This window comes from Pseudomonas sp. SWRI81, assembly GCF_014268545.1.
GTDB classification, from domain to species: domain Bacteria; phylum Pseudomonadota; class Gammaproteobacteria; order Pseudomonadales; family Pseudomonadaceae; genus Aquipseudomonas; species Aquipseudomonas hamedanensis.
Map to the genome: position 1 here is coordinate 1 of NZ_JABWQS010000022.1, position 23,373 is coordinate 23,373.

16 protein-coding genes are annotated in these 23,373 nt (G+C 61.0%); 6 read left to right on the forward strand and 10 right to left on the reverse strand.

The features are described from left to right. Positions 1-107 precede the first annotated feature (107 nt). The gene (locus HU765_RS15285) at positions 108-1,037 is read right to left on the reverse strand and encodes an AraC family transcriptional regulator (RefSeq protein ID WP_186550118.1); all 930 of its coding nucleotides are present in this window, start codon (positions 1,035-1,037) and stop codon (positions 108-110) included. 396 nt (positions 1,038-1,433) lie between these two features. Between HU765_RS15285 and HU765_RS15290 the strand changes: the two genes are divergently transcribed. Then, positions 1,434-1,787, forward strand: coding sequence for an antibiotic biosynthesis monooxygenase family protein (locus HU765_RS15290; RefSeq protein WP_186550120.1), 354 nt, complete (start codon positions 1,434-1,436; stop codon positions 1,785-1,787). 43 nt (positions 1,788-1,830) lie between these two features. After that, positions 1,831-2,073, forward strand: coding sequence for a hypothetical protein (locus HU765_RS15295; protein ID WP_186621514.1), 243 nt, complete (start codon positions 1,831-1,833; stop codon positions 2,071-2,073). Here the strand turns inward: HU765_RS15295 and HU765_RS15300 are convergent, their stop codons facing one another. The 8 genes from HU765_RS15300 to HU765_RS15335 all read right to left on the reverse strand — a co-directional run bounded on the left by HU765_RS15300 (position 2,074) and on the right by HU765_RS15335 (position 17,821). Then, positions 2,074-2,703, reverse strand: a complete 630-nt coding sequence (locus tag HU765_RS15300; RefSeq protein WP_186621516.1) for a flavin reductase family protein — start codon at positions 2,701-2,703, stop codon at positions 2,074-2,076. 272 nt (positions 2,704-2,975) lie between these two features. After that, on the reverse strand, positions 2,976-3,209 hold the full coding sequence (locus tag HU765_RS15305) for a hypothetical protein (RefSeq protein ID WP_186621517.1): 234 nt from the start codon (positions 3,207-3,209) through the stop codon (positions 2,976-2,978). A 373-nt stretch (positions 3,210-3,582) separates the two neighbouring features. Continuing rightward, positions 3,583-4,902 carry an MFS transporter gene (locus HU765_RS15310; protein ID WP_186550127.1) on the reverse strand — a complete coding sequence of 440 codons (1,320 nt, stop codon included), beginning with the start codon at positions 4,900-4,902 and terminating at the stop codon, positions 3,583-3,585. 290 nt (positions 4,903-5,192) lie between these two features. Beyond that, complete coding sequence (locus HU765_RS15315; RefSeq protein ID WP_186621518.1) at positions 5,193-6,536, reverse strand: sigma-54 dependent transcriptional regulator; 1,344 nt, start codon at positions 6,534-6,536, stop codon at positions 5,193-5,195. Continuing rightward, positions 6,536-8,296 (reverse strand): ATP-binding protein, encoded by a 1,761-nt coding sequence (locus HU765_RS15320; RefSeq protein WP_186621578.1) that lies wholly within the window; start codon positions 8,294-8,296, stop codon positions 6,536-6,538. Before HU765_RS15320 ends, HU765_RS15315 begins: the two co-directional genes overlap by 1 nt. A 185-nt stretch (positions 8,297-8,481) precedes the next feature. After that, positions 8,482-11,244, reverse strand: coding sequence for an RHS repeat-associated core domain-containing protein (locus HU765_RS15325; RefSeq protein WP_186621519.1), 2,763 nt, complete (start codon positions 11,242-11,244; stop codon positions 8,482-8,484). Next, positions 11,241-15,740, reverse strand: a complete 4,500-nt coding sequence (locus HU765_RS15330; RefSeq protein WP_186621520.1) for a SpvB/TcaC N-terminal domain-containing protein — start codon at positions 15,738-15,740, stop codon at positions 11,241-11,243. Before HU765_RS15330 ends, HU765_RS15325 begins: the two co-directional genes overlap by 4 nt. Positions 15,741-16,297: 557 nt before the next feature. Then, a complete protein-coding gene (locus tag HU765_RS15335; RefSeq protein WP_007916251.1) occupies positions 16,298-17,821 on the reverse strand; it encodes a fumarate hydratase in 1,524 nt (507 codons plus the stop codon). Positions 17,822-18,273: 452 nt separating this feature from the next. Here HU765_RS15335 and HU765_RS15340 point away from each other — a divergent pair, with 452 nt between their 5' ends. The 3 genes from HU765_RS15340 (at position 18,274) to HU765_RS15350 (ending at position 21,220) form a co-directional block, all read left to right on the forward strand. Beyond that, the gene (locus HU765_RS15340) at positions 18,274-19,380 is read left to right on the forward strand and encodes a GGDEF domain-containing protein (protein WP_186552216.1); all 1,107 of its coding nucleotides are present in this window, start codon (positions 18,274-18,276) and stop codon (positions 19,378-19,380) included. Beyond that, complete coding sequence (locus HU765_RS15345; protein ID WP_186621521.1) at positions 19,373-20,308, forward strand: iron-sulfur-binding ferredoxin reductase; 936 nt, start codon at positions 19,373-19,375, stop codon at positions 20,306-20,308. Before HU765_RS15340 ends, HU765_RS15345 begins: the two co-directional genes overlap by 8 nt. A gap of 162 nt (positions 20,309-20,470) precedes the next feature. Continuing rightward, entirely contained in the window at positions 20,471-21,220 is a 750-nt protein-coding gene (locus HU765_RS15350; protein ID WP_186621522.1) for an enoyl-CoA hydratase-related protein, read from the forward strand. Between the two features lie 125 nt (positions 21,221-21,345). On the opposite strand, the gene pyk is transcribed toward HU765_RS15350, so the two are convergent. Then, the gene (gene pyk, locus HU765_RS15355) at positions 21,346-22,797 is read right to left on the reverse strand and encodes a pyruvate kinase (protein WP_186621523.1); all 1,452 of its coding nucleotides are present in this window, start codon (positions 22,795-22,797) and stop codon (positions 21,346-21,348) included. Positions 22,798-22,984: 187 nt separating this feature from the next. Between pyk and HU765_RS15360 the strand changes: the two genes are divergently transcribed. Next, positions 22,985-23,329, forward strand: coding sequence for a hypothetical protein (locus HU765_RS15360; RefSeq protein ID WP_186621526.1), 345 nt, complete (start codon positions 22,985-22,987; stop codon positions 23,327-23,329). Positions 23,330-23,373 lie beyond the last annotated feature (44 nt).

Below are 23,373 nucleotides of genomic sequence, written 5' to 3' on the forward strand. Positions count from 1 at the left end.
CAGGCTCACTCCTACAATTGACCGCGTTCTGGCTGGAGGAATGCGGTCGAAACTGTGGGAGCGGGCTTGCTCGCGAAAGCGCCAGAAGCCTCACCCCAGACTCCGGATCAGACAGAAAGCCGCAACCGCGCCAGATCTCTTAATGGCGGCGCACCAAACAAGCGGCTGTACTCGCGGCTGAACTGCGACGGACTTTCATAGCCGACCCGGTACCCCGCCGCCGAGGCTTCCAGGCCTTCGGTCAGCATCAACCGCCGCGCCTCTTGCAGACGCAGCTGCTTCTGATATTGCAGCGGGCTCATGGCCGTCATCGCCTTGAAGCGGTGATGCAACGTCGAGACGCTGAGGTTCACGGTTTTGGCCAGATCATCGATGCGCAGCGGCTGCTCGAAGTTGCTGTTGAGCCATTTGATCGCCTGGCTGATGCGGTGGCTCTGACTGTTGGCAATCGCGATCTCATACAAGCGATGACCTTGGGGACTGCGCAGCAGGCGATAGAGAATTTCCCGGCGAATCAGCGGCGCGAGCATGGCGATGTCTTTCGGTGCATCGAGCAGCCGTGCCAGGCGCAGCACGGCGTCAAGCATCGAACTGTCGATCTGTTCGACGTACAGACCACGCCCGGTCGGTCGGGTCGGCACGCCCATCGGTCCGGCGTCGGCGATCAGGGCGGTGATTTCCGCCGGGTCGATATCCAGACGCACGGCGAGGATCGGTGCTTCTGGCGACACGTTGACCACGCGCCCGCTCAACGGCATCGAGACCGACACCACCAGATAGTTCAACGGGTCGTAATTGAAGTATTCATCGGCCAGTCGCACCTCTTTGCGCCCCTGGGCCATGATGCACAGCGCCGGCTGCGCGAGCACCGGGGCGAAGTCGTGGGACCGGGTGTGGCGCGACATGTACAGCGAACCGATGGCAGTTTCATAGCTGCCATCATCGCGGGTGTTGCGGCGTATGATTGCCGCCAGCTCCGCGCGCTGCTTTTCCATGTCAACGGTGGGTTGGGCTTGAAAATGATCGAATGACGTCATGCACGGCATCCTCGGCAGGGGAGGTGGAATGCAGCAGAGCATATGTTTGTGCAAGCAGCGGCGGTAGACACATTCTGCCAAATGCTTGCCTGATTCTGCCCGGAGCGGTGCCTGCGTCCGCCGCCATACGAACCTGTAGGCGCTGCCGAAGGCTGCGATCCGTTGATCTTCAAGACAAAATCAAAAGATCGCAGCCTTCGGCAGCGCCTACACAAAACGCGTATGACAGACGTGTGACACGGGTTTACAGGTTGTTACAGGTCGTCTGCGCAGTCTCGCAGGATTGTGCAACGCGACGGCAGGAATCGACTAACGGCGCAGATGCCCCGGCCCTTAACCTTTGCTCCAGTCGCAGCCCGTCCCCCGGCTGCCACGCGATTTCATGGAGGGTTGATCATGTCCAAGCAGATGCCTGTCAGTCATATGGCCTTCGTTCGTGCCCAGGCCGGCCGCTCGGCAGAACTCGGCGTGCGCCTGAGCGCGTTGATCGAAGTCTCGCGCGCCGCGCCCGGTTGCCTGAGTTTCTCGTTGCAGCAGTCGCAGTGCGACGCCGACCTGTGGCTGGTCAGTGGCTACTGGAGCAGTCAACAGACGATGACCGCGTATTTCAACAGTCCGTCGATGGAAGTCTTCGCCGAGCTGGTCCAGGACCTGGTGGTCAATAGCCTCGATTTCCACACCTTCAAGGACGTCTCGGCAGCGCAAGCGCTCGGTCAGTGCCCGTCAGCGATACACAAACTGGCCGGTTGAGGGTTTAATGTCCGGCTTGATTGATTGAGCCAGGATCCGCGACATGGCACGTAAAGAGTTTGAACGCTTCGAAGCAGTCTCCGCCGTCGTTCCCGTCGAACTGGGCGGCAACAAGGGGTATTACGCGGCAATCGCGGTCAAGGCCCTGGTCGATGGCGGCGCACCGCGCTTTCACAAATTGCTCGACGAGCAGGTGTTTCCCGGCGCCATCGCCGCCGATGCCGCAGCGACCGCCGAGCTGGAAAAACTCAAGGGCGTCACTGATGACGCCGAGTTGATCTGGTAATCACTTCTGCGCCCCCGGGCGCCACATTTTGAACAGCGCTTCAGGCCCCAGCTGGAAATAATCCGCCGGCCCGCCGCCGCGCAGAATCGGTTCTGCCGCGGCGGTGTCGTAGATGCCGTCCTTGAGCAGCCATCTGGCAATGTGCACGGCGACCACTTCGCCGAGGACCAGCCAGCTCGGCACGGTCTGGCCATCGGCGCGTTGCAGCTGAATGATCTGCGTGACCTTGCACTCGAAGGACACCGGGCTTTGCGCGACCCGTGGCACTGAAATCACCTTTGACGCCACCGTCGTCAGCCCCGCCAGTTCAAACTCGTTGACCTCTGGCGCAACCATCGCGCAGCTCTGGTTCATCTGCTCGGCCAACGGGCGGGTGGCGAGGTTCCAGGCGAATTCACCGGTCTGCTCGATGTTGTTCAGGCTGTCTTTGCGCCCGACGCTGGAAAAACCAATGATCGGCGGGACGTAGTTGAAGGCATTGAAGAAACTGTACGGCGCCAGATTGAGCTGGCCGTTGGCATCCTGCGAGGAAATCCAGCCGATCGGGCGCGGGCCGACGATGGCGTTGAACGGGTCGTGGGGCAGACCGTGGCCGTGGGCGGGTTCGTAGAAATGGATGTCATCGGGCATGGGCGGGTGTTCCTCAAAGGCATAGGGCAGAGGCCAATAGTGCTGGCCCGCAGAACCGATTTCCAGTCGATCACAAATATTCCTTTCCACGGCATGACCCTTGTCGGAGCGAGCTTGCTCGCGAAAGGGGCGTCACCTTCGACATTGATGGCGACTGACCTGCGGCTTTCGCGAGCAAGCCCGCTCCCACAGGTTTTGCGCTAATCGCGAAATCTGCAAACCTGAGAACGACAAAGCCCGGCCGAGGCCGGGCTTTGGCATCCAGCACAGCATTAGCTGATGGCAGCGGCGGTACCGGTTTTTTCGAAACCGTCGGCAGCAATCGCATTGGCAGTGCCGGTCTTGTCGAAGCCGTCTGCCGCGTAATGGGCAGAGCGGCCGGTGTCGATGGCAGCGCTGGCGCCGGAAATGAAGTCGGCTGTTTTGGTGCGGTCCGAACCGTCGGCAGCGAAGGTGTTGGCGGCCAGTACGGACAGGGTCAAGGCGAGGATCAGTTTGGTTTTCATGGCGGTTACTCCGGATTCGTTGGCGACGTGTGTTTCATGGGATTAATGCTACGCCAACTAAATTGATTAAAAAGTGCAAGATAATGCTAAAAACAATCGATTAAGTTGATATTAACAGCGATGCGTTGGGTTCGCTTACGGCGCGGCAGCGAGCGTTGCGCGGTTCATCGATTAGAGGACAGCAGGATGCGCGAGAAAGATTAATCAGCGATTAATTGCTTCTTGGCGGGCGTTGAGGCGGGAGATTGCGGTGGACCCATTCGCGTGCAAGCCCGCTCCCACAGGATTTGTGTCAATCATTGATCCAGTGTGGGAGCGAGCCTGCTCGCGAAGGTGTCCGAACAGCCGCCGTTGCAGTGGCTGTGTAATGCGGTCAGTCAGTCACGATGCGCGAGTGTTTCTGGGTGTCTTTCATGGTGATGTACACCAGCAGCGACACGGCAATGCACGCGGTGACGTACCAGTAGTAACCGGTTTCCATGCCGATGCTCTTGAACCACAGCGCGATGTACTCGGCGGTGCCGCCGAAGATCGACACGGTCAATGCGTACGGCAGGCCGACGCCCAGCGCACGGATTTCGGTCGGGAACAGCTCGGCTTTGACCACCGCGTTGATCGAGGTATAGCCGCTGACGATGATCAGCGCCGCCATGATCAGGAAGAATGCGCCCCACCAGGTCTGGATGGTGTGCAGGGTCATCAGGATCGGCACGGTGAAGATCGTACCGAGCACACCGAAAGCGATCAGGATCGGACGACGACCGATCTTGTCCGACAGGCCGCCGATGATCGGTTGCAGGCACATGAACAGGAACAGCGTGGCCGCCGAAATGGTGGTCGAGTCGGAAATGCTCATGCCGACGGTGTTCACCAGGTATTTCTGCATGTAAGTGGTGTAGGTGTAGAACGCCAGGGTGCCACCCATGGTCAGGCCGACCACGGTCAACAGTTCCTTGGGGTGACGCATCAAGGTGCGCATGGCGCTTTCTTTGGACTTCTCTTTTTTGGTGAACGACTCGGTCTCTTCCATGCCGCGACGCAGGTACAGCGCCACCACTGCACACAGCGCGCCGATGGCGAACGGAATGCGCCAGCCCCATGCGTACAGCTGTTCGGTGGTCAGTGTGTTTTGCAGCACGATCAACACGCCCAGCGCGATGAGCTGACCGGAGATCAGCGTTACGTACTGAAAGCTGGAGAAGAAACCGCGACGTTCCTTGGTCGCCATCTCCGAGAGATAGGTCGCCGAGGTGCCGTATTCGCCACCGACCGACAGGCCTTGCAGCAGGCGCGCGAACACCAGCAGGATCGGCGCGCCGATGCCGATGGTTTCGTAGTTCGGGCTCAGCGCGATCAGCAGCGAGCCGAAGCACATCAGGTACACCGAAGCCATCAGCGCTTTCTTGCGTCCGACCTTGTCAGCGTACATGCCCATCAGCCAGCCGCCGATCGGACGCATCAAGAAGCCCACGGCGAAGATCGCAGCGGTGTTCATCAGTTGCGCGGTGGTGGAACCGGCGGGGAAAAAGGTCTTGGCGAAGTACAGGGAGAAGGCGGCATACACGTACCAGTCATACCACTCGACCATGTTGCCGACAGAGCCGCTGAAGATCGATTTGATCCGGCTGGCGGTGGTTCTTGGTTTCGCCGGCGCGGCAGCCGACCCAAGGGGCAGGGCGTTGGAGTTATCCATTGAAGGATCCTTCATTTAATTGTTTTTGTGGAGCGCGTCGAAACGCAGCCTGCCTGAGCTATAGCAGGAGCTGTGCCAATGGGCAGAGGGCCGGTTTAGAGGGGGCGGCGGGATAATGTGAGCGGAAATCCGCTTACTGAGAGCTCAGGGTGAGCGGGAAATTGCTCATCGGGCTGAGCATTGTGCTGAGCCGGCTTCCCTCTTCGCGAGCAAGCTCGCTCCCACATTGGATCTGTGACCGGCACAAATCCCCTGTGGGAGCGAGCTTGCTCGCGAAAGGGCCTGTCCAGTCACCGCCAAGCTCCACTGTCAGGAACAAACATCTCCCGACTCAACCCATGCCGCTGCATCTTTTCATTGAAGGTCCGGCGCGGCAGTTGCAGCTCTTCAAGTACCGCTTTTACATCACCTTTATGCCGAGTGAGCGCCGATCGCAGGCACTGCGCTTCAAACGCTTCCTGCTGCGCCGCCAGCGATTGCCCCGGATCGATTCCCGGTGCCGGCTCGTCCAGGCCCAACACCTGACGCTCGGCGACGTTCGCCAGTTCGCGCACGTTGCCTGGCCAGTCATGGCTGAGCAGATGACTCAGTTGCGCTCCGGTCAGCGGCGGGAATGTCCGCCCCAGACGTTGAGCGGCGCTTTGGGCAAAGTTTTCGAACAATAGAGGAATGTCTTCACGCCGCTCACGCAGCGGCGGCAAGCGCAGCTCGGCGACATTCAGGCGATACGCCAGGTCTTCGCGAAAGCGTCCGGCTCGCGCTTCGTCGAGCAGGTCGGGCTTGGTTGCCGCGACGATGCGCAGGTCGACGCGGATACTCTGGTTCGACCCCAGTCGCTCAAGCTTCTGTTCCTGGAGGACGCGCAGCAGTTTCACCTGTTGGGCCAGCGGCATGCTTTCGATCTCATCGAGAAACAAGGTGCCGCCATCAGCGTATTCGAGCTTGCCGATGCGCTTGCCGGAGGCGCCGGTAAACGCGCCGCTTTCGTGCCCGAACAACTCGGCTTCAAACAGTTGTTCCGGGATCGCCGCGCAGTTCAGGGCCACGAAGGGTTTGTCGGCGCGCGGACCGAAATCATGCAGGCAACGCGCAACCAGCTCCTTGCCGCTGCCGGTTTCGCCACGAATCAGCACGTTGACAGGCAGCGCCGCCAGATCCAGCACTTGCCGGCGCAAAGTCTGCAAACCCCGGGACACACCGAGCAATGTCGCATCGAGTCGGGCGCGGTTGTCGGCCTGTTCGTGCAGGGCGCGGTTTTCCAAGACCAGTCGGCGTTTCTCCAACGCCCGACGCAAGCTGCCGAGCAGGGTCTCCGGGCTGAACGGTTTTTCCAGAAAGTCGTAGGCACCGTCACGCATGGCAGCGACCGCCATTGGCACATCGCCGTGGCCGGTGAGCAGGATCAGCGGCAGGTCGGCATCGCGTCGCTGCACCTGGGCGAGCAATTCCAGACCGCCCATGCCAGGCATGCGCACATCGCTGAGGATGACGCCGGGAAAGTGCGCGGGCAGGGCGGCGAGGCATTCCTCGGCGCGGCTGAACAGTTGCACCGCGAACCCCGACAGGCTCAGCCACTGTTCGACAGCGCTGCGAATGCTGCTTTCGTCGTCGACCACCATTACCGAATTGAGCATCAGACAGGCCCCTCCAGATCGATCGGCAAGGTCAGCGTGAACACCGCGCCGCCGTCGCCATTTTCGACGCTCAGGCGGCCGCCGGATTCATGCACGATGGCAAAGGATACCGCCAGCCCCAGGCCCAGACCGTCGCCCACCGGTTTGGTCGTGAAGAACGGGTCGAACACCTGATTCAGATGCTCGTCGGCAATGCCGCCGCCATTATCCATAACGCTGAGGCGCCACAATTGCTCGTCGGCTTCCAGACGAATTTCCAGACGTTTGCAGACTTTGCCCTGCATCGCATCCAGCGCATTGCGCAGCAGATTGATCAGCACTTGTTCGAGACGAATCGCATCACCGCGCATCCACGCCGGGCGCGCCAGGTGCAGGACCAGACTGACCTGCTCATCACGCAGCCGCGCATCGAGCAACTGTAGCGACTGATCGACCACTGTCGCCAGATCCAGCCGTTCGCGCAAGCCGCTCGGGCTTTTGCGGGCGAAGGTCTTGAGGTGGCCGGTGAGCGCGGCCATGCGCGTGAGCATATCGTCCACCGGTTTGAGCGCCTTGTACGCGTCATCGACGCGGCCATGTTCGAGTAGCAGGCGCAAGGTTGCCAATTGCATGCGCTGAGCGGTCAGCGGTTGATTGATTTCATGGGCCAGTGCCGCCGACATTTGCCCCAATGCGGCAAGTTTGGCCGACTGCACCAGACCCTCCTGCGCGGTGCGCAGGTCGCGGGTGCGTTCTTCTACCAGGCGCTCCAGTTCTTCGCGGTTGCGCTGACGGATTTTTGCCAGGCGCCAGCGCTGGCTGAGAAACAGCAACAGAAACACCAGCGCCAGCCACACCCCGGCGGCGGCGAGCCCGGCATTGCGCTGGTCTTCGAAGGCCACTTGCGGGCGCCGCAGCAGGTGCAAGGTCCAGCCTTCCGCCGCCAGCGGCAGTGATTCCCACAGATAATCCGCGGTGCCCTGTGGCCCTTCGACCCGGCGCAGATCGCTGTTGTCATCGAAGCGGCGCAGCGACAGATGCGTCAGCGGCACCAGCGATTGTTTGTCGTACTGACGGGTCGCCTTGATCTCGGCCAGGTCATCGGCGTCCAGCGGGCGTAACGCCCGATAGCGCCAACCCGGCTGGTTGGCGATGAAGATGATGCCGCGGGCGTCGCTGACCAGCAGGGTGTCGCTGCCCTGGCTCCACTCACGCTCCAGCTCGGGGAATTCCAGCTTGACCACCATCGCCCCGAGAAACGCATCGTTGTCGCCAAGAACAGCGCTGGACAGAAAGTACCCGGGAATGCCACTGGTCACGCCGACGGCATAAAACCGCCCGCTGCCCTGGGTGCGGGTCTGCCTGAAATAAGGCCGAAAGCCGTAGTTGTGACCGACGTAACTGCTGGGCAGGCGCCAGTTGCTCGCGGCCACGGCCAGACCGGTGTGATCGAGCAGCTCAAGCGTCGAGGACTGCGCCGCGCCATTGATCTTTTCCAGCTTGAGGTTCAACGCCGCCTGCTCCTCGGCGTCGACCGTGCCAGCCAGCGCCGCGCGTAATTGCGGGTCGAGCGCCAGCACGGCGGGCAGGGCGCGATAGCGGTCGATCAGGGTGTGCAGCGAGTTGGCATAGAGCGCCAGTTGCTGGTTGGCGCGCGCGGCATCCTCTTCCAGCGCCTGACGTTCGGCGTGGCGGATGGCCAATGTCGCGGCGAGCGCAGCACCGGCAATGATCAGCAGGGTATACAACGACAGACGCAGGAAACGGGAAGTCGGCAGCATGCTGGGCAAACGGATGGCAGGTCGGGCGGGCACGATAGCATGTCGCTCGGCAGGGTTGTCGTCACCCGCAAAAACCGGCTTGGCAGGTAATCTGGCGCACGGACAGGCCACGGCCGTCGCTCACCGCAAGTGTTGGCGTGTGCCAATGCACTGACTGATCCATCGCCCGTGGCCTTCGGTCCTGTTCAGGCGGCCTTTTTCCTGGCGGCTGCGTGTCTTTGCTTGAGCAAAAACTGATTGTCAGTGGTGCCCATCTCTTTGTACGCGCCCAGCCCGGCCTGTGCCCTGGCAATGTTCGCCAGTATTGCCTGGCTTTTCTGGCGCAGTGCCGAACGGCTGATGGGTGCCAGGGTTTCACTGGAGGTGGTGCCGTTGACGTTGGGCAGCACGCTGGCTGGAGCGACGACATCACTGCCCAGCGCATCGAAAGCGTTCTCGGCCCAGGTGGAACGTTGCTCGACGGCGGCTTTCCAGCCATCGAGCATTTTTTCGATTTTCTGAATTTTCGCCGGGTCGAGGCGGTTTTTTATGTCTTCGGCTTCCTGAGCGCGAGCGCCCATATTGAGCGCGCCGGGAATGATCCCGATGACTGAGGCCACGACCCTGTTCATAAGAAAAACCGGATTGAGTACTGCGTTGAGCGCCGGGTGCATTACCTCGTCCTTGAAGTCTCGCCAGGAGGTGATTTCCTTGACGGGGTCTTCGACTCCCAGACTTTTATCAATCGCGCTGACAGACATCTGTGAGGTTTGTGGAATTAATGGGCCGAAACGCGGGCCAACGCTCTTCACCACCGGATCCGCCATTGCACCGGCAAGGTCACCACCAATGTTGCCCCCGATCAATCCTCCCGGGCTCACAAAAGCCTGCACGTCTGCCAGCGAGGGAACCATGGCATTGAATTGATTGGTTCCCTGCCCCCCGCCTTCGTAGGCGGCTATACCGCTTAAAGTTTCCCCCAACAGATTCAGCGCCAGATTGGCCGCGATGTTTTTCTGATGGATGATGTCGTGCAGTTGCCCCAGGAGCAGTTCGGAGTTGTCGTGAACGGCTGAAGCGAACTGCGAATACAGCATGATCACGAACTCGGCCCGCGAATTGCCATCGGGGTCGGTAAAGCGCATGGGATTGTTGCCCACAAACCCATACAGATTCAGCCCGTCCACGTCCCCCGCCGAATCTGGACTGATCCAGCGCTGCAACCAAGGCGCGTAATAGCGTGCGCCGTAGTGAATCAGCCCGCTGACGTCTGTCTCCTTGCCCGAATAACGGACGAACCTGTAACTGACTTCAATGGCCGACTCGGCCGTCAGCCACGCGGTAGCGCCGAACGGGTAGTAGCCTTCGTGGCTGATGATCCGGGCGTTCTGATCCAGCTCCATCGCACAGGAACCCAGATGATCCTCAAGGCTGAAGCGCAGCTGGTCGTTGGCGATTTCCCTTGGCAGATTCTTAGCCCAATGCAGGCAGCGTGCACTGCCCACGCTGATGACGTGCAGTTCTTCTCCGTTGTCCTTGCTGCGAATTTCCAGGCCCGGCAGGTAGCGCACCTGATGGAAATGTTCAGTGCTGGCGGTGAAGGTTTCGTGGCGTTTGAACACCCGCACGCCCTGGCTGTATCCATAGTGCTCGGCGTCGTCGCGACCGCCGCGATCGACCAGCGTGATGGTTTGTACTTCGTCACGGACGTTCCAGGTCAGCGGTTGACCGGCCTGTACGTTCTGCTGGTTGCCATGGCGGTCGAACAGTTTGACGAAGTCCGGCGGCGGATCGTCGGGTTTGCAGCGCACGGCGCGGTTGCTGGTGGGGTCAATGCACATCTGCACGGTGTGACTGGCGCCGTCCCGTACGTGCACCAGTTTTTCCAGGTTGCCGCCCGCGTCGTAGGCGTAGGTCTGGGTGTAATTGAGGCGGTTGTTGGGGTCAGTCGGTTGTGGCAGGCCGGGGATGTCCGAGAGCGGGCCATCGTCGTAACCGCTGGCATGGATCAGGCGGTACAGCGAGTCATAGACAAAGTTGCGATGGCCATCGACCCGCTGGTTGGCAAACCAGCTCGGCTGGAAAGCGTGGTCTTCGATGCGGGTGATGTTGCCGACTCGGTCGTAGAAATACTCAAGGTTTTGCAGCACCGTCCCGGCGTCTTTACGGCTGGACTGGGTGTGCAGACGCCCATCGGCCGGATCGTAAGACCATAGGCTGCGCACACCGTTGCCGGCCTGTTGCTCGATGATCTGGCCGGCAGCGTTGTAGTGCGCATCGAGCAGCACGGATTGCCAGTCTGACTCTCCGTTGATCAGCAACTGCACCTGCCTGAGATGCCCGGCCAGTCCATAACGCGACTGCTGGCGGTGTTGGCCGGCATCGGTCTGTTCCAGCACTGCGCCCAGTGGGCTGAACACCCAGTGGCTGGTGAACGCCTCGCCATCGCCAAAGGTGCGGGTTTCGCGCAGTGGCTGACCGGTCAGGGCGAAGCTGTCGGTGCGCAGGGTACCGGAGCGGTCTTGCTGCTCGAGCAACTGTCCGCGCAGGTTGTGCCCGGCGTCGGCCTGGGCATCGGCGTAGGCAAACACCTCGACACCGGCTTCACCGTTCTCCTCGACCACGACCACGCGCAACTGCTCGTCGAAGGTCGTGCGCCACTGATTGCCACGGGCATCCCAGCGCCGCAGCGGCTCGCCCGCCAGCCCCGGCAGATTCAGACGCCATCCGGCGTCGACGCTGGTGGATTTGAGTACGGCGCCGTCCAGGCCATAAATCGTAGTCAGGCAGGGCTCGGGCAGGCGCGGATCCCACTGCGATACGAGTCGTCCAGCCAGATCGTGTTGCTGACGGTTGACCCGTGATTCGATCTCGCTGGCCGTGCGCAGATAGCCAATCTGGCGCACGGGCAGGCCACGGCCGTCGCTCACCGAAAGTGTTGGTGTGTGCCAATGCTCGCCGGTGTTCATGATGCTTGCGCCTTCGCTCTATCAGGTGGCGAGGCGGTGTCGTTAAAGTCGAGGTGCGTCTTATACCAGGGATGGTGGTGATCGAGGGCATAGTCGCCCTTGGCGTTGATCACTTTGATCAGCCGGCCCAGGGCGTCATAGAACAGCTGATCGAAATAACCGAGTTCACGCATGGACCGGTCATTGACGTAGCCGTGCACATCGGCGAAAAACGGCCGGAACTGGCGAATCGGCAAACCCTTGTTGTTGTATTCGACCCGCTCACTGACACGCCAGCGCGGATCGGCATACACCTCGACATACTTGCCATCCTCAATGACCAGCCAGCCATCCACGACCTTGTATGCCAGGCCCGGATCGACCAATTGCTGGGTCTGCAACGCCCGGCCAAAGCCATCCACGCACGCCTTGATGATCTGGATCTGTGCGGGCGTCTCGTCGTAGTAATCGCGGTCGGCACTGAGCACCACGCTATGCGCGGGCTCGCGATGAGCCGCTTCGATTGCCGCCAGTAATTGTTGTTCAGCCGGCGCCAGGGTGGCGCGCCGTGTAAGCCGCTGGCGGGCACTGGCGCGAATATGTCCGCTGGGCAGCAGATAGCCGTCAACGGCCCATTGGGCGAGCGTATCGGCAGGGGCGGCAATCTGTCCCATCCAGCTGAACAAATCGCGGCGCAGGGCGCTCGCGGCGTATTGCACGGCCGCTACCGGATCGGCAATGGCCGGGTCGGGTCGGTGATCTTGCGGGGGAACATATTCATCCAGCGGTCTGAATCCTGCGGCAATGCCGTTTGCAGTGCCATGGAAACTCGTCGCCAGAGGCTGTCCCGAAGGGGCACAGATGACCTCCTGGATGTTGTCGTTGAAGTCAATGATGCTCGACGGTTGCAGGAGGTGGTAGTCATGGGCGATGTGTGTCGTGCAGCAATCGGGCAACTTGACACGGACGAGGGCCAGCCCGTGGGCGTCGTATGTGGCGCAGGTGAAACCGTGGCTGAGGGTTTCGCGGTAGCGCAGGACCTTGTAAAAGCCGTCGATGCCAGCGTATTCGGCGAAGCCGAAATGCGCCGAATACAGCGCTGGATCGGCACCGGGTGGGGCGGTGGGTTCAAACAAAAACGCCATCGGCGTATAGCCGATTTCGATCAATTCGTCATGGATGTTAAACGGCGCAGGCAGGTCGCCGTACGCCGCCAGCGCGACCTTGTCCAGTTGTGCCAGTTCCAGCGGTCCGCGCAGCGCTTCGAACTCGGCAACGCCATCGTCCAATGGTGTGCCGTCCTTTTTTACATAGCGCTGCACGGACTGAGTCGTCAGAACGCGCTCGGTACGCCAGTGCGGCGAATCCTGATGAAGCTTCAACTGCTCATACGACACCTGCCCGGCACTGAGACCGGTCGGCAGTGTGCCCTTGGGCAAGACCAGGGCGTTACCGCGTTGCAGGTAAGGTAAGCCCAGCCGCCACTGCTGCGGATCGATCAGGTCAATAAATTGGGCAAGCATTTCGCTCAGATAAAACGATTGCTGCGCCGGGTCATGAGCGTCGCGCCACCATTGCTGTTCGTCTGGATCGGTAAATGGCGGCGGGCGGTCCTTCGTCAGGCGCCGGGCATAGCTCACGGTCAGGGCGTGGATCAGCGAGCCGAACGCGTTCCAGCGCATGTTGGTCTCGTGACGGCACAGTGGGTCGTCGATCACCCGGTCGTACTGATAGTTGATGCTTTCCACCAACAACGGCAGCAACACCGCGGCAGCATACTGGCCCTGTGGCCGGACCTCGCGTACCAGATAGCGCCGCTCTTCAACGCTAAACAGAGTGGCGACTCCCGGCTCGGCCACTTCGTTGTCGGCATAGGTTTCGATGCGAATGACCGAACCGACCAGCGCCCGCGCAATCTGGTATTGCGTATCGGCGTCGTGCGGGGGGAGAGGGTCATCGAAATCGTTTTCGTGCGGCGGCGTAAGGCTGAACAGCGTAGGGCCCAACGCAATGGCGTCCTTGTCGTCATTGAAGTAGCCGTCACGGGGGCGATCCATCGCTTGGCCGGTATGAAACCAGGTACACACCCGCACCGGCTGGCTGAAGCCGATATCGTCGTCGCCCGTGGCGCTTTCGCTGTCGACTTGCTGTAACTGGCCGAAGCCGCGGAACTCACGTTCCCGACTGTCGTAAACGCCTTCACGCCAGGTAAACAACTGCGTCAGGCAGTTACCGGTGATTTCATCCAGTTGTTGCTGTTTTTTGACCACGGCCACCGGGAATGGCAGATGTGAAGCCGGTGGACGACCGAGCTTGAGCAAGTTGTGTTTTTCATCGAGCCACTCCTGCGCTGAACTGCGATAGACCACGCTGGCACTGCATCCCATGTTGTTATTGCTCGTGATCAACAGATACGGCTTGGCCGCGACGAAATCGTAACGCCAGTGCTGCGGATGAACATGGGGCACCGTCAGAATCAGGCTGGCGCAGCCCAACCCCTGAAGGTCGGCGAAGCTCACCTGGCAAAGTGAGTCATAGCGCACGCCTTCGGGCCAGGGCACGCTGACCGGAATCTGCTCCAGTCCATTGCCACCGCGGTTCAGGTAGATCTCGAAGACATCGGATTTCAGATAAATCAGCGCCGGTGCCCCGGAACCATCGAGGTCGGCCAGGCGCACCCGCGAGGAATCGAACTGTTCATAGGCGAAGGGCAGTGCGCTGATTGTTTGGCCTTCGCCGAACCTGCCGTGGCCGAGGTTGGCCCAGCAGCGAATTTCATCGTGGCGAATGCGGCACAGTTCGGGCATGTCGCTGCTGAGCAAGTTGCCGAGCACCACCAGTTCAGAGCGCGAGTTGCTGAGCAATGGCAGGCGGTCGCGCTGATGGGGCACCTCTTGCGCTGCCGCGAAGCCTTGCTCGCGCTCGTTGCGATAAAGGCGCACAGCGTGCGTGCCGATCAGTGCCAGTGAAATCAAGCCATCGCCGCCGAAGTCACCTTGGGTCAACAAGGCGTGTGAATACTCCAGCGGGAATTTGTTGAACAAGACAAACCGCTCGAACTCACGCTCTGGCGTCAGGGCATGGAAGCCGCTCGATCCGGGCTGCGAAATGAGCAGATCGAGACGACCGCTGCCGGTCATGTCGATCAGTTGCGCACTGGCCCGGCCACGATCCGCGACGGGAATCTTGTCCAGCAGGGCCCAGGGTCCGTAGCTGATCTGGTCGGTGTCAGGCTCTGAGCGCATCGGTTCGCGGTAATACCAGGCCTGATCGTAGCGGCAGAGAAATCCCGGTATACCCTCCCCGTAAAGATCGACACACTGGTAAAACCCGCCGTCTTCCACGCCCGGCTGGTGGTCGGCGTCCAGCAGGCGCTGTGGGGTTTTGTTGATCTCGAATGTTGAATAATCGAACTCCACCGGCGGCGTATGTTCGACTTTGCCATTGGCATCAAAGGCCTGGTAATGCGCGGCGCTGATCTGGCTATAAGCCCACTGAGTGACATTTTGCGGGGTGTGGTATTCCAACAGCAGGCGTCGGGCCAGTAGCGGTTTTGCCCCCAGGTTGGCCGGGTTTTGATGAAACATCAGCACTTGTCGGCAAAGCCGCCGCGTGCCGATTTCAAAGCCTTGACCGTAAGTCGAAAAAGGATCCGGGCGAAGCGACCACGACCCTGATATGTCTGCATCGAACGGCGGGGTTTCGGTGAGCGAAGTCGTACGCTCGCCGTAGTCGAAGATCAATTGAAACTGCCAGGCCAGATCGCCCGGGTCGGCCACGGTCCAGGCGAACAGTTGCGCGCTGGCTGTGAAGTTGCCATAGCACACCCGCTCCAGATAACGCTGGGCGCGGTAGTCATGGATCGGATCGGGCTCCTCGTCATCGGCCTTGTAAAGGAAGCAGATGTGTTGGCCATGAGCGTTCATGCTCTCGCACAGCAGCCAACTGGCAATGCGTTGCGGATCATCCGGATCCTCGCGCCGGGACGCTGCGGTTTTGCCGTAGACGTGCAGCGAGCCATCCGCGCCATGGATCAGCCAGAACGTCGGTGGAGCGGCCTCGCGGCTTTGCCGTTGCCAGAACTCGCGCAAGGCAAAGTCACTCTCGACGCGCGGCCAGTAACGCACCACGCGGTGCAGGCCGATGTATTCACCGTTATAGGTCGATTCAACACGCCACTTCAGCGAGCCATCGGCTTCCAGTTCGGGCATCCACACTTCGCCGTCGTGACCGATGATTTCATCGTGTTCGGTATAGCGCGGCACGCCCTTATTGGTGCGTCGGCTGATCTGACTGAGCCCCAAGCCCCAACCGACACCGAACGGCCCGTTTCCGGTCTGGCTGCTGTAAGACAGGGACAACGTCGGCGCCAGGCCCCAGCCGCTGGTCAGCGGGATTGGCAACTCAAACGCCGCCGCCCCCGTCGGCCCCACGGCGCCCCAGCTTCTGCCGACGGTGGTAATCGATGAGCTCTTGGCGATGGACGGGGTGACGATGCTCAGCTCGGGTTCGGCCATGATTGCGTCCGTTGCAGGTTCGGTGGCGTAGGTGAGTTGACGCTAACAAAAAAAAGGTGGGACGTGACCTGTCAGATCTGACAGGTGCGCAAGATCGATTTGTGTGCTTGCCGGGATTTTTAATCGCGAAACCCACCGTTTAGGAGCGGGCAAGCTCCCACAACGGGTTTTGCGTGCTGGCGCGATTCTGAATACACCGATAAAAACTGTGGGAGTGGGCTTGCTCACGAAGAGGGCGTGTCAGGCAACGAATTCGTTTAATGACACCCTGCATTCGCGAGCAAGCTCGCTCCCACAATGGGATTTGCGTGTTGGCGCGATTCTGAGTACACCGCTAAAAACTGTGGGAGTGGGCTTGCTCACGAAGAGGGGGCGTCAGGCAACGAATTCGTTGATTGACACCCTGCATTCGCGAGCAAGCTCGCTCCCACAGTGGGTTTTGTGGGCTGTCGCGAATCTGGATACCACCCGCCCACAGGTTTTGGGCAGGGTGATCCGGGCACAAAAAGGCCGCCCCGGCGTTTGCCGGGGCGGCCTTTTCATTTCGGTGTCAGTGCTTACTGCACTTCTACCGCCAGGCTTTCGCTGATCTTCTGTTGCCAGATCGCGGGACCGGTGATGTGTACCGACTCACCTTTGCTGTCCACCGCCACGGTGACCGGCATGTCCTTGACCTCGAACTCGTAGATCGCTTCCATGCCCAGCTCGGCAAACGCCAGTACCTTGGACTTCTTGATCGCTTGCGCAACCAGGTAGGCGGCGCCGCCCACGGCCATCAGGTACACGGCTTTGTTGTCCTTGATCGCTTCGATTGCGGTCGGACCGCGCTCGGACTTGCCGATCATGCCCAGCAGGCCGGTCTGCTCGAGAATCTGCCGGGTGAACTTGTCCATCCGCGTCGCGGTGGTCGGGCCAGCCGGGCCAACCACTTCGTCACCGACCGGATCAACCGGGCCGACGTAGTAGATGAAGCGACCTTTCAGATCTACCGGCAGGGTTTCACCCTTGTTGAGCATCTCGACCATGCGCTTGTGCGCGGCGTCGCGACCGGTGAGCATTTTGCCGTTGAGCAGCACGGTTTCGCCCGGCTTCCAGCTCTGCACGTCTTCCGGGGTCAGGGTGTCGAGGTTGACGCGACGGGCCGACGGGCCGGCTTCCCAGACGATTTCCGGGTAGGCGTCCAGCGGTGGCGCTTCCAGCGAGGCCGGGCCGGAACCGTCGAGCACGAAGTGTGCGTGACGGGTGGCGGCGCAGTTGGGGATCATGCACACCGGCAAGGATGCGGCGTGGGTCGGGTAATCCATGATCTTCACGTCGAGCACGGTGGTCAGGCCACCGAGGCCCTGGGCGCCGATGCCCAGCTGGTTGACCTTCTCGAACAGTTCCAGACGCATTTCTTCGATGCGGTTCTGCGGACCACGGGCCTTGAGTTCGTGAATGTCGATGGACTCCATCAACACTTCCTTGGCCATCACCGCGGCTTTCTCGGCGGTGCCGCCGATGCCGATGCCGAGCATGCCCGGCGGGCACCAGCCGGCGCCCATGGTCGGCACGGTTTTCAACACCCAGTCAACGATCGAGTCGGACGGGTTGAGCATGGCCATTTTCGACTTGTTCTCGGAACCACCGCCCTTGGCCGCCACGTCCACTTCCACGGTGTTGCCCGGGACGATGGAGTAGTGAATCACCGCCGGGGTGTTGTCCTTGGTGTTTTTACGCGCACCGGCCGGGTCGGCCAGAATGGATGCACGCAGGACGTTTTCCGGCAGGTTGTAGGCGCGACGCACGCCTTCGTTGATCATGTCGTCCAGGCCCATGGTGGCGCCATCCCAACGCACGTCCATGCCGACACGGACGAACACGGTGACGATACCGGTGTCCTGGCAGATCGGGCGGTGGCCGGTGGCGCACATGCGCGAGTTGATCAGGATCTGCGCCATCGAGTCACGGGCCGCTGGCGATTCTTCGCGCAGGTAGGCTTCGTGCATCGCCTGGATGAAATCCACGGGGTGGTAATAGGAAATGAACTGCAGGGCGTCGGCAACGCTCTGAATCAGGTCGTCTTGCTTGATCACGGTCATGAGTCGCGCTCCTCTAAAAGACGGGAACATTCTATGGGGCAGCTTGAGGCTTGCGGCTCACAGCTGATCCTCTGGCACGCCGGGGCTGCTGGCGCGACGCTAAAAAGGCGCGGCAGTATAGCGCGCCTCGGTGGCAGGCACACATTGGCTTTTGGTCGGATGACGACCGTGGCGAGGGGATTTATCCCCGCTCGGCTGCGCAGCAGTCGTAAAACCTGTGAGCCCCGTGCGATCGACAGGTTGCAAGAGGCCGCTGCGCAGCCCGTCAGGGATAAATCCCTTCGCCACAGGGACCTTGCGCGGGCATCGATACAGCTCGGTCAGGTCATGCATTTGACGTCAATTTTCGAGCCTGAAAATCGGTGGTCATTTAGCGACCGGGCCTCTAAAGTGGCAGCCGGTCTGTGGAGTAGGACACTCGGTCAGCCTCTTATCGCACGGTGAGTCAACGATTGACCCATAACGCCATTCAACGCCTTTTGCTCAAACGCTTTGCCCTCGCTGCGGCCACCTACGGATTGGCTTTGCTGCTGCTGTGGCTGGCGTTTTTCACCGGGCATTACCAGCAATCCCTGAGCGGAGTGGCCATCGGCAGTGCCTTGGTGGTCATCAGCCAGGCGACTCTGTTCGGGCTATTCTGGAGCGGTCGCAACCAGCGCTTTGCCGACCCCAGCCTGACCGAAGCGCAAGTGCTGATGGGGCTGGGTTGGCAAACGTGGCTGATCGCCCATGTCGACGAGGCGCGCGGCGCGTTCCTGGTGTTTTATGTGCTGATCCTGCTGTTCGGCCTGTTCCATCTCACGCGACAGGTGTTCATCCGCTGCGCGCTGCTGGTGTTCTTCAGTTTTTCCGCGATTACCCTGTGGGACGCTTACCATTTCCGCCTGGCCGAGCCTGCGCTCGCCGCGCTGCAAGTGTGCATTCTGGCGATGGTGCTGGCATGGCTGGTGCTCTACGCGCGCTTCGTCCAGGTTTCCCGGCAACGTCAGCGCCAGCGCCGGTTTGCCTTGCAGGCGCATCAGGACACCTTGCGCGGGATGATGCGCCAGCTCGAAGACCTGGTCGCCACGGACGAACTGACCGGCCTGTTCAATCGCCGGCACTTTCTGCGCATCGCCTCACGCGAGCTGAATGCGCTGGACAGTGATGTGATGCACGGTCTGGCCCTGATCGATCTGGACCACTTCAAACGCATCAACGATCTGCACGGTCACGCCGCCGGCGATCAGGTGTTGCAGGCGTTTGCCGGCGTGGCGCAAGCGTGCCTGCGCGACGGCGATGTCCTGGCGCGCTATGGTGGCGAAGAATTCGTCGTGCTGGTGCCCGACTGCGATGCGGAGCGGCTGACCGCCTGCTGCGAGCGTTTGCGCATCGCCTTCACCGAGGTTGAATTGATGGGCTTGCAAGTGCGCAACCTGAGCCTGTCGGCCGGCATGACCCTGTTGGCCGTCGGCGATGATCTGGACGAGGCCCTGCAGCGTGCCGATCAGGCGCTTTACCGGGCCAAGCGCGACGGACGCAATCGCTGTGCAGCCGCGTGGGAGAACGTCGATGCCTGAACTTCGTGTCGGTGAACGGCAATGGTCGGTGGCGGCGGGCAGCAACCTGCTCGATGCCCTCAACCAGAACGGTGTCGCCGTGCCTTACAGTTGTCGCGCCGGCAGTTGCCATGCGTGCCTGGTGCAATGCGTGCGGGGCTTGCCCGCCGACAATCGTCCGGACGCCTTGAGTGCCGTGCAGCGTCAGGATGGCTGGCGTCTGGCGTGTCAGTGCCAGGTGATTGAAGATCTGCAAGTACACACTTTTGACCCGCTGACTGACGGGCGCCCGGCGCAGGTCGAAGCATTGGACTGGCTCAGCGACAACCTTCTGCGCCTGCGCCTGATCCCGCAGCGACCACTGCGCTACAGCGCCGGGCAACATCTGGTGCTGTGGATCGATCACATCGCCCGGCCATATTCGCTGGCGAGCCTGCCGGAAGAAGACCGCTTTCTGGAGTTTCATCTCGATTGCCGCCAGCCCGGCGAATTCGTTGATGCCGTGCAAAAGTTGCAGATCGGCGACTCGATCCGGCTCGGCGAACTGCGTGGCGGTGCGTTGCATTACGACCCGGACTGGCATGACCGGCCGCTGTGGCTGCTCGCTGCCGGCAGCGGTTTGGGGCCATTGTTCGGGGTACTTCGCGAAGCCTTGCGCCAGAATCACCAAGGCGCCATTCGCGTTATTCACCTGGCCCATGATGCACGTGAGCACTATCTGGCCAAACCCCTGGCGGCATTGGCCGCCCAGCGGGAAAACCTCAGTGTCGAGCTGTGGACGGCGGCCGACTCAGCCGCTGCTTTGGCGCAACTGCGCCTTGTTTCCCGGCAAACCCTGGCCTTAGTCTGCGGCTCGACCGCCAGTGTCGACGCCTTCGCCAAGCGTCTGTACCTGGCCGGACTGCCGCGCAATCAACTGCTGGCCGACGTATTCCTGTTCCGCAGTTAAGCGCTTGACTTTTTAGGGGCGAAGTTTGCTTGTGGCGAGGGAGCTTGCTCCCGCTTGAGTGCGCAGCGCTCATGGATTTTTTGCGACCGCTGCGCAGCCCAGCGGGAGCAAGCTCCCTCGCCACAGTTGATTTTCTTGAGCCCGACACCGTTGAGAGACGCCATGACCGAAGCCATTGAGCTGGAGCGCGAACGCGGTTTACTGACCCTGCGCCTCAATCGTCCGGACAAGAAAAACGCCCTGACCCGCGCGATGTACAGCCGCCTCGCTGAAGCGCTGAAACAGGCTGACAGCGACCCGCACATCAGCGCCGTGCTGATCACCGGCGGCGCCGAGTGTTTCACCGCCGGTAACGACATCGCCGACTTCATCCAGCAACCGCCGAGCGACCTCGACAGTCCGGTGTTCCACTTCATGCTAAATCTGCTCGAATGCCGCAAACCGGTGATTGCCGCTGTGGCCGGTGCAGCGGTGGGCATCGGCACGACGCTGTTGCTGCATTGCGATCTGGTCTACGTCGCGGGCGATGCGCGCCTACGCATGCCGTTCGTCAACCTTGGTTTATGCCCGGAGTTCGGCTCCAGCCTGATTTTGCCGCGCTTGCTCGGTCAGGCCCGAGCGGCGCAGTTGCTGTTGCTTGGCGAGGGCTTCAGCGGTGAGCAGGCCGCACAGTGGGGCCTGGCCACCGAAGCGTTGGTCAATGGCGAGGCAGCGTTGCGCAAGGCGCGGGAAGTGGCGCTGCGTTTTGATGAGCTACCGGCTGAAGCCGTGCGCATCAGCAAGCAATTGATGCGCGCGCCGGATCGCGAATTGATCCGCAAGGTGATCGAGGAGGAGGGCGCGTTGTTTACCCAGCGGTTGCGTACGCCCGAGGCGTTGGCGGCGTTGAGCGAATTCCTCAAACGGCATTGAGAACTTTGTCGGTCGGGCCGGCCCTTTCGCGAGCAAAGGGGACGATCGGTCAATCCCTCTGCTGGATCAGAAAACAAAAAGCCCCGCCATTCACATGGCGGGGCTTTTGCTTTTCAGCGCTTCACTCAGACCTGCGGATCACCGACATGCAGAATCTTCATGCCGTTGGTGCCGCCGGTGGTGTGGTAGCTGTCGCCCTTGGTCAGGATGACCCAGTCGCCTTTCTCGACCACGCCGCGCTTGACCAGCTCGTCGATGGCTTTCTGGCTGACTTCGTGCGGTTCCAGCGAAGCCGGATCGAACGGGATGGTGTACACGCCACGGAACATCGCGGCGCGCGCCTGGGTCTCGCGGTGTGGCGAGTAGGCGTAGATCGGCACCGAGGAGCGGATGCGCGACATGATCAGCGGCGTGTAGCCACTTTCAGTCAGGGCGATGATCGCTTTCACGCCCGGGAAGTGGTTGGCCGTGTACATGGTCGCCAGCGCGATGCTTTCGTCGCAGCGGGTGAATTCCTTGCCGATGCGGTGGCTGGAGGTCTTGCCGGTCGGGTGCTTTTCCGCGCCGACGCAGATGCGCGCCATCGCTTGCACAGCTTCCAGCGGGTACAGGCCCGCAGCGGATTCGGCCGAGAGCATCACGGCGTCGGTGTAGTCGAGCACGGCGTTGGCCACGTCGGACACTTCGGCGCGGGTCGGCATCGGGTTCTGGATCATCGACTCCATCATCTGGGTCGCGACGATCACCGCTTTGTTGTGACGGCGTGCGTGCAGAATGATTTTCTTCTGGATGCCCACCAGTTCGGCGTCGCCGATTTCCACGCCGAGGTCACCACGGGCAACCATCACCGCGTCAGAAGCCTTGATCAGACCGTCGAGGGTTTCGTCGTCGGCCACGGCTTCGGCGCGCTCGATCTTCGCCACCAGCCAGGCGGTACCGCCGGCCTCGTCGCGCAGTTGGCGGGCGTATTCCATGTCGGCGGCGTCACGCGGGAAGGACACCGCGAGGTAGTCGACTTCCATCTCGGCGGCGAGCTTGATGTCGGCCTTGTCTTTTTCAGTCAGGGCCGGAGCGGTCAGGCCGCCACCGCGACGGTTGATGCCTTTGTGGTCGGACAGCGGACCGCCGATGGTCACGATGCAATGCAGTTCATTGGCGGTGGCGGTTTCGACGCGCATCACCACGCGGCCGTCGTCGAGTAGCAGCTCGTCACCGACGCCGCAGTCCTTGACCAGATCCGGGTAGTCGATGCCGACCACTTGCTGGTTGCCTTCGGTCAACGGATGGCTGGTGGAGAAGGTGAACTTGTCACCGATCTTCAGCTCGATCTTCTTGTTGGCGAATTTGGCGATACGGATTTTCGGGCCTTGCAGGTCACCGAGCAGGGCGACGAAGCGGCCGTGCTTGGCCGCCAGGTCACGCACCAGCTTCGCGCGAGCCTTGTGCTCGTCGGGGGTGCCGTGGGAGAAGTTCAGACGGGCGACGTCCAGGCCAGCCAGAATCAGCTGTTCGAGAACTTCCGGCGAGTTACTGGCCGGGCCAAGGGTAGCGACGATTTTGGTACGACGGACGGACATGCAAAGACTCCTGAGTTCAAGCGCAGGCAGAGGCTACTATGCTCGAAGGGTGTAGTCATTGTTCGTTTGCACTACTTATTCGTTTTTATTTCTTATCGAACATGCTGAAGTGCTTCGGTGTAAAAACACACCGTTGGTCGGGACTGTCATTTATGTCAGGTAGGCAGATGTCAGCAGGATCGTTGTAATGCTCTGGTACTCGTCAATGACTGGCGAGGATATGGAGATGAAGAAAATGACTGCGGAAAAAAACGATCTTCCCGTTCCGGTAATCATTGAACCAGTGGAGGGGGCAAAAGTGGGGCGCTCACTAACAATTTCCGGTGCGGCAAAACCGGCTTTAAAGGGAGACATCCTACAAGTCTTCGATGTTGCGGGAGGCCTACTGTTTCAGGTCGGGATTATCACCACAGGCCAGTGGTCAGGAGTGGTTAGGAACTTGGCGCCTGGAGCGCATGGGGTCGTCGCTAAACTTGTACGCGCCGGCCAACCCTCAATAGACTCAGCTGTGCGTAACTTTATCGTTGAATGAAGGCTGGCAGGTTTTCGATCCAATGCCCCTGGATCCTCTCACCG

Excerpts from the sequence above, each read along its gene's own strand:
- HU765_RS15285 (WP_186550118.1), bottom strand. The coding sequence starts at position 1,037 with ATGACGTCATTCGATCATTTTCAAGCCCAACCCACCGTTGACATGGAA.
- HU765_RS15320 (WP_186621578.1), bottom strand. The coding sequence starts at position 8,296 with ATGCTGCCGACTTCCCGTTTCCTGCGTCTGTCGTTGTATACCCTGCTG.
- HU765_RS15325 (WP_186621519.1), bottom strand. The coding sequence starts at position 11,244 with ATGAACACCGGCGAGCATTGGCACACACCAACACTTTCGGTGAGCGAC.
- HU765_RS15345 (WP_186621521.1), top strand. The coding sequence starts at position 19,373 with ATGCCTGAACTTCGTGTCGGTGAACGGCAATGGTCGGTGGCGGCGGGC.
- pyk (WP_186621523.1), bottom strand. The coding sequence starts at position 22,797 with ATGTCCGTCCGTCGTACCAAAATCGTCGCTACCCTTGGCCCGGCCAGT.
- HU765_RS15310 (WP_186550127.1), bottom strand. The coding sequence starts at position 4,902 with ATGGATAACTCCAACGCCCTGCCCCTTGGGTCGGCTGCCGCGCCGGCG.
- HU765_RS15350 (WP_186621522.1), top strand. The coding sequence starts at position 20,471 with ATGACCGAAGCCATTGAGCTGGAGCGCGAACGCGGTTTACTGACCCTG.
- HU765_RS15295 (WP_186621514.1), top strand. The coding sequence starts at position 1,831 with ATGGCACGTAAAGAGTTTGAACGCTTCGAAGCAGTCTCCGCCGTCGTT.
- HU765_RS15330 (WP_186621520.1), bottom strand. The coding sequence starts at position 15,740 with ATGGCCGAACCCGAGCTGAGCATCGTCACCCCGTCCATCGCCAAGAGC.
- HU765_RS15315 (WP_186621518.1), bottom strand. The coding sequence starts at position 6,536 with ATGCTCAATTCGGTAATGGTGGTCGACGACGAAAGCAGCATTCGCAGC.
- HU765_RS15335 (WP_007916251.1), bottom strand. The coding sequence starts at position 17,821 with ATGACCGTGATCAAGCAAGACGACCTGATTCAGAGCGTTGCCGACGCC.
- HU765_RS15290 (WP_186550120.1), top strand. The coding sequence starts at position 1,434 with ATGTCCAAGCAGATGCCTGTCAGTCATATGGCCTTCGTTCGTGCCCAG.
- HU765_RS15305 (WP_186621517.1), bottom strand. The coding sequence starts at position 3,209 with ATGAAAACCAAACTGATCCTCGCCTTGACCCTGTCCGTACTGGCCGCC.
- HU765_RS15300 (WP_186621516.1), bottom strand. The coding sequence starts at position 2,703 with ATGCCCGATGACATCCATTTCTACGAACCCGCCCACGGCCACGGTCTG.
- HU765_RS15360 (WP_186621526.1), top strand. The coding sequence starts at position 22,985 with ATGCTCTGGTACTCGTCAATGACTGGCGAGGATATGGAGATGAAGAAA.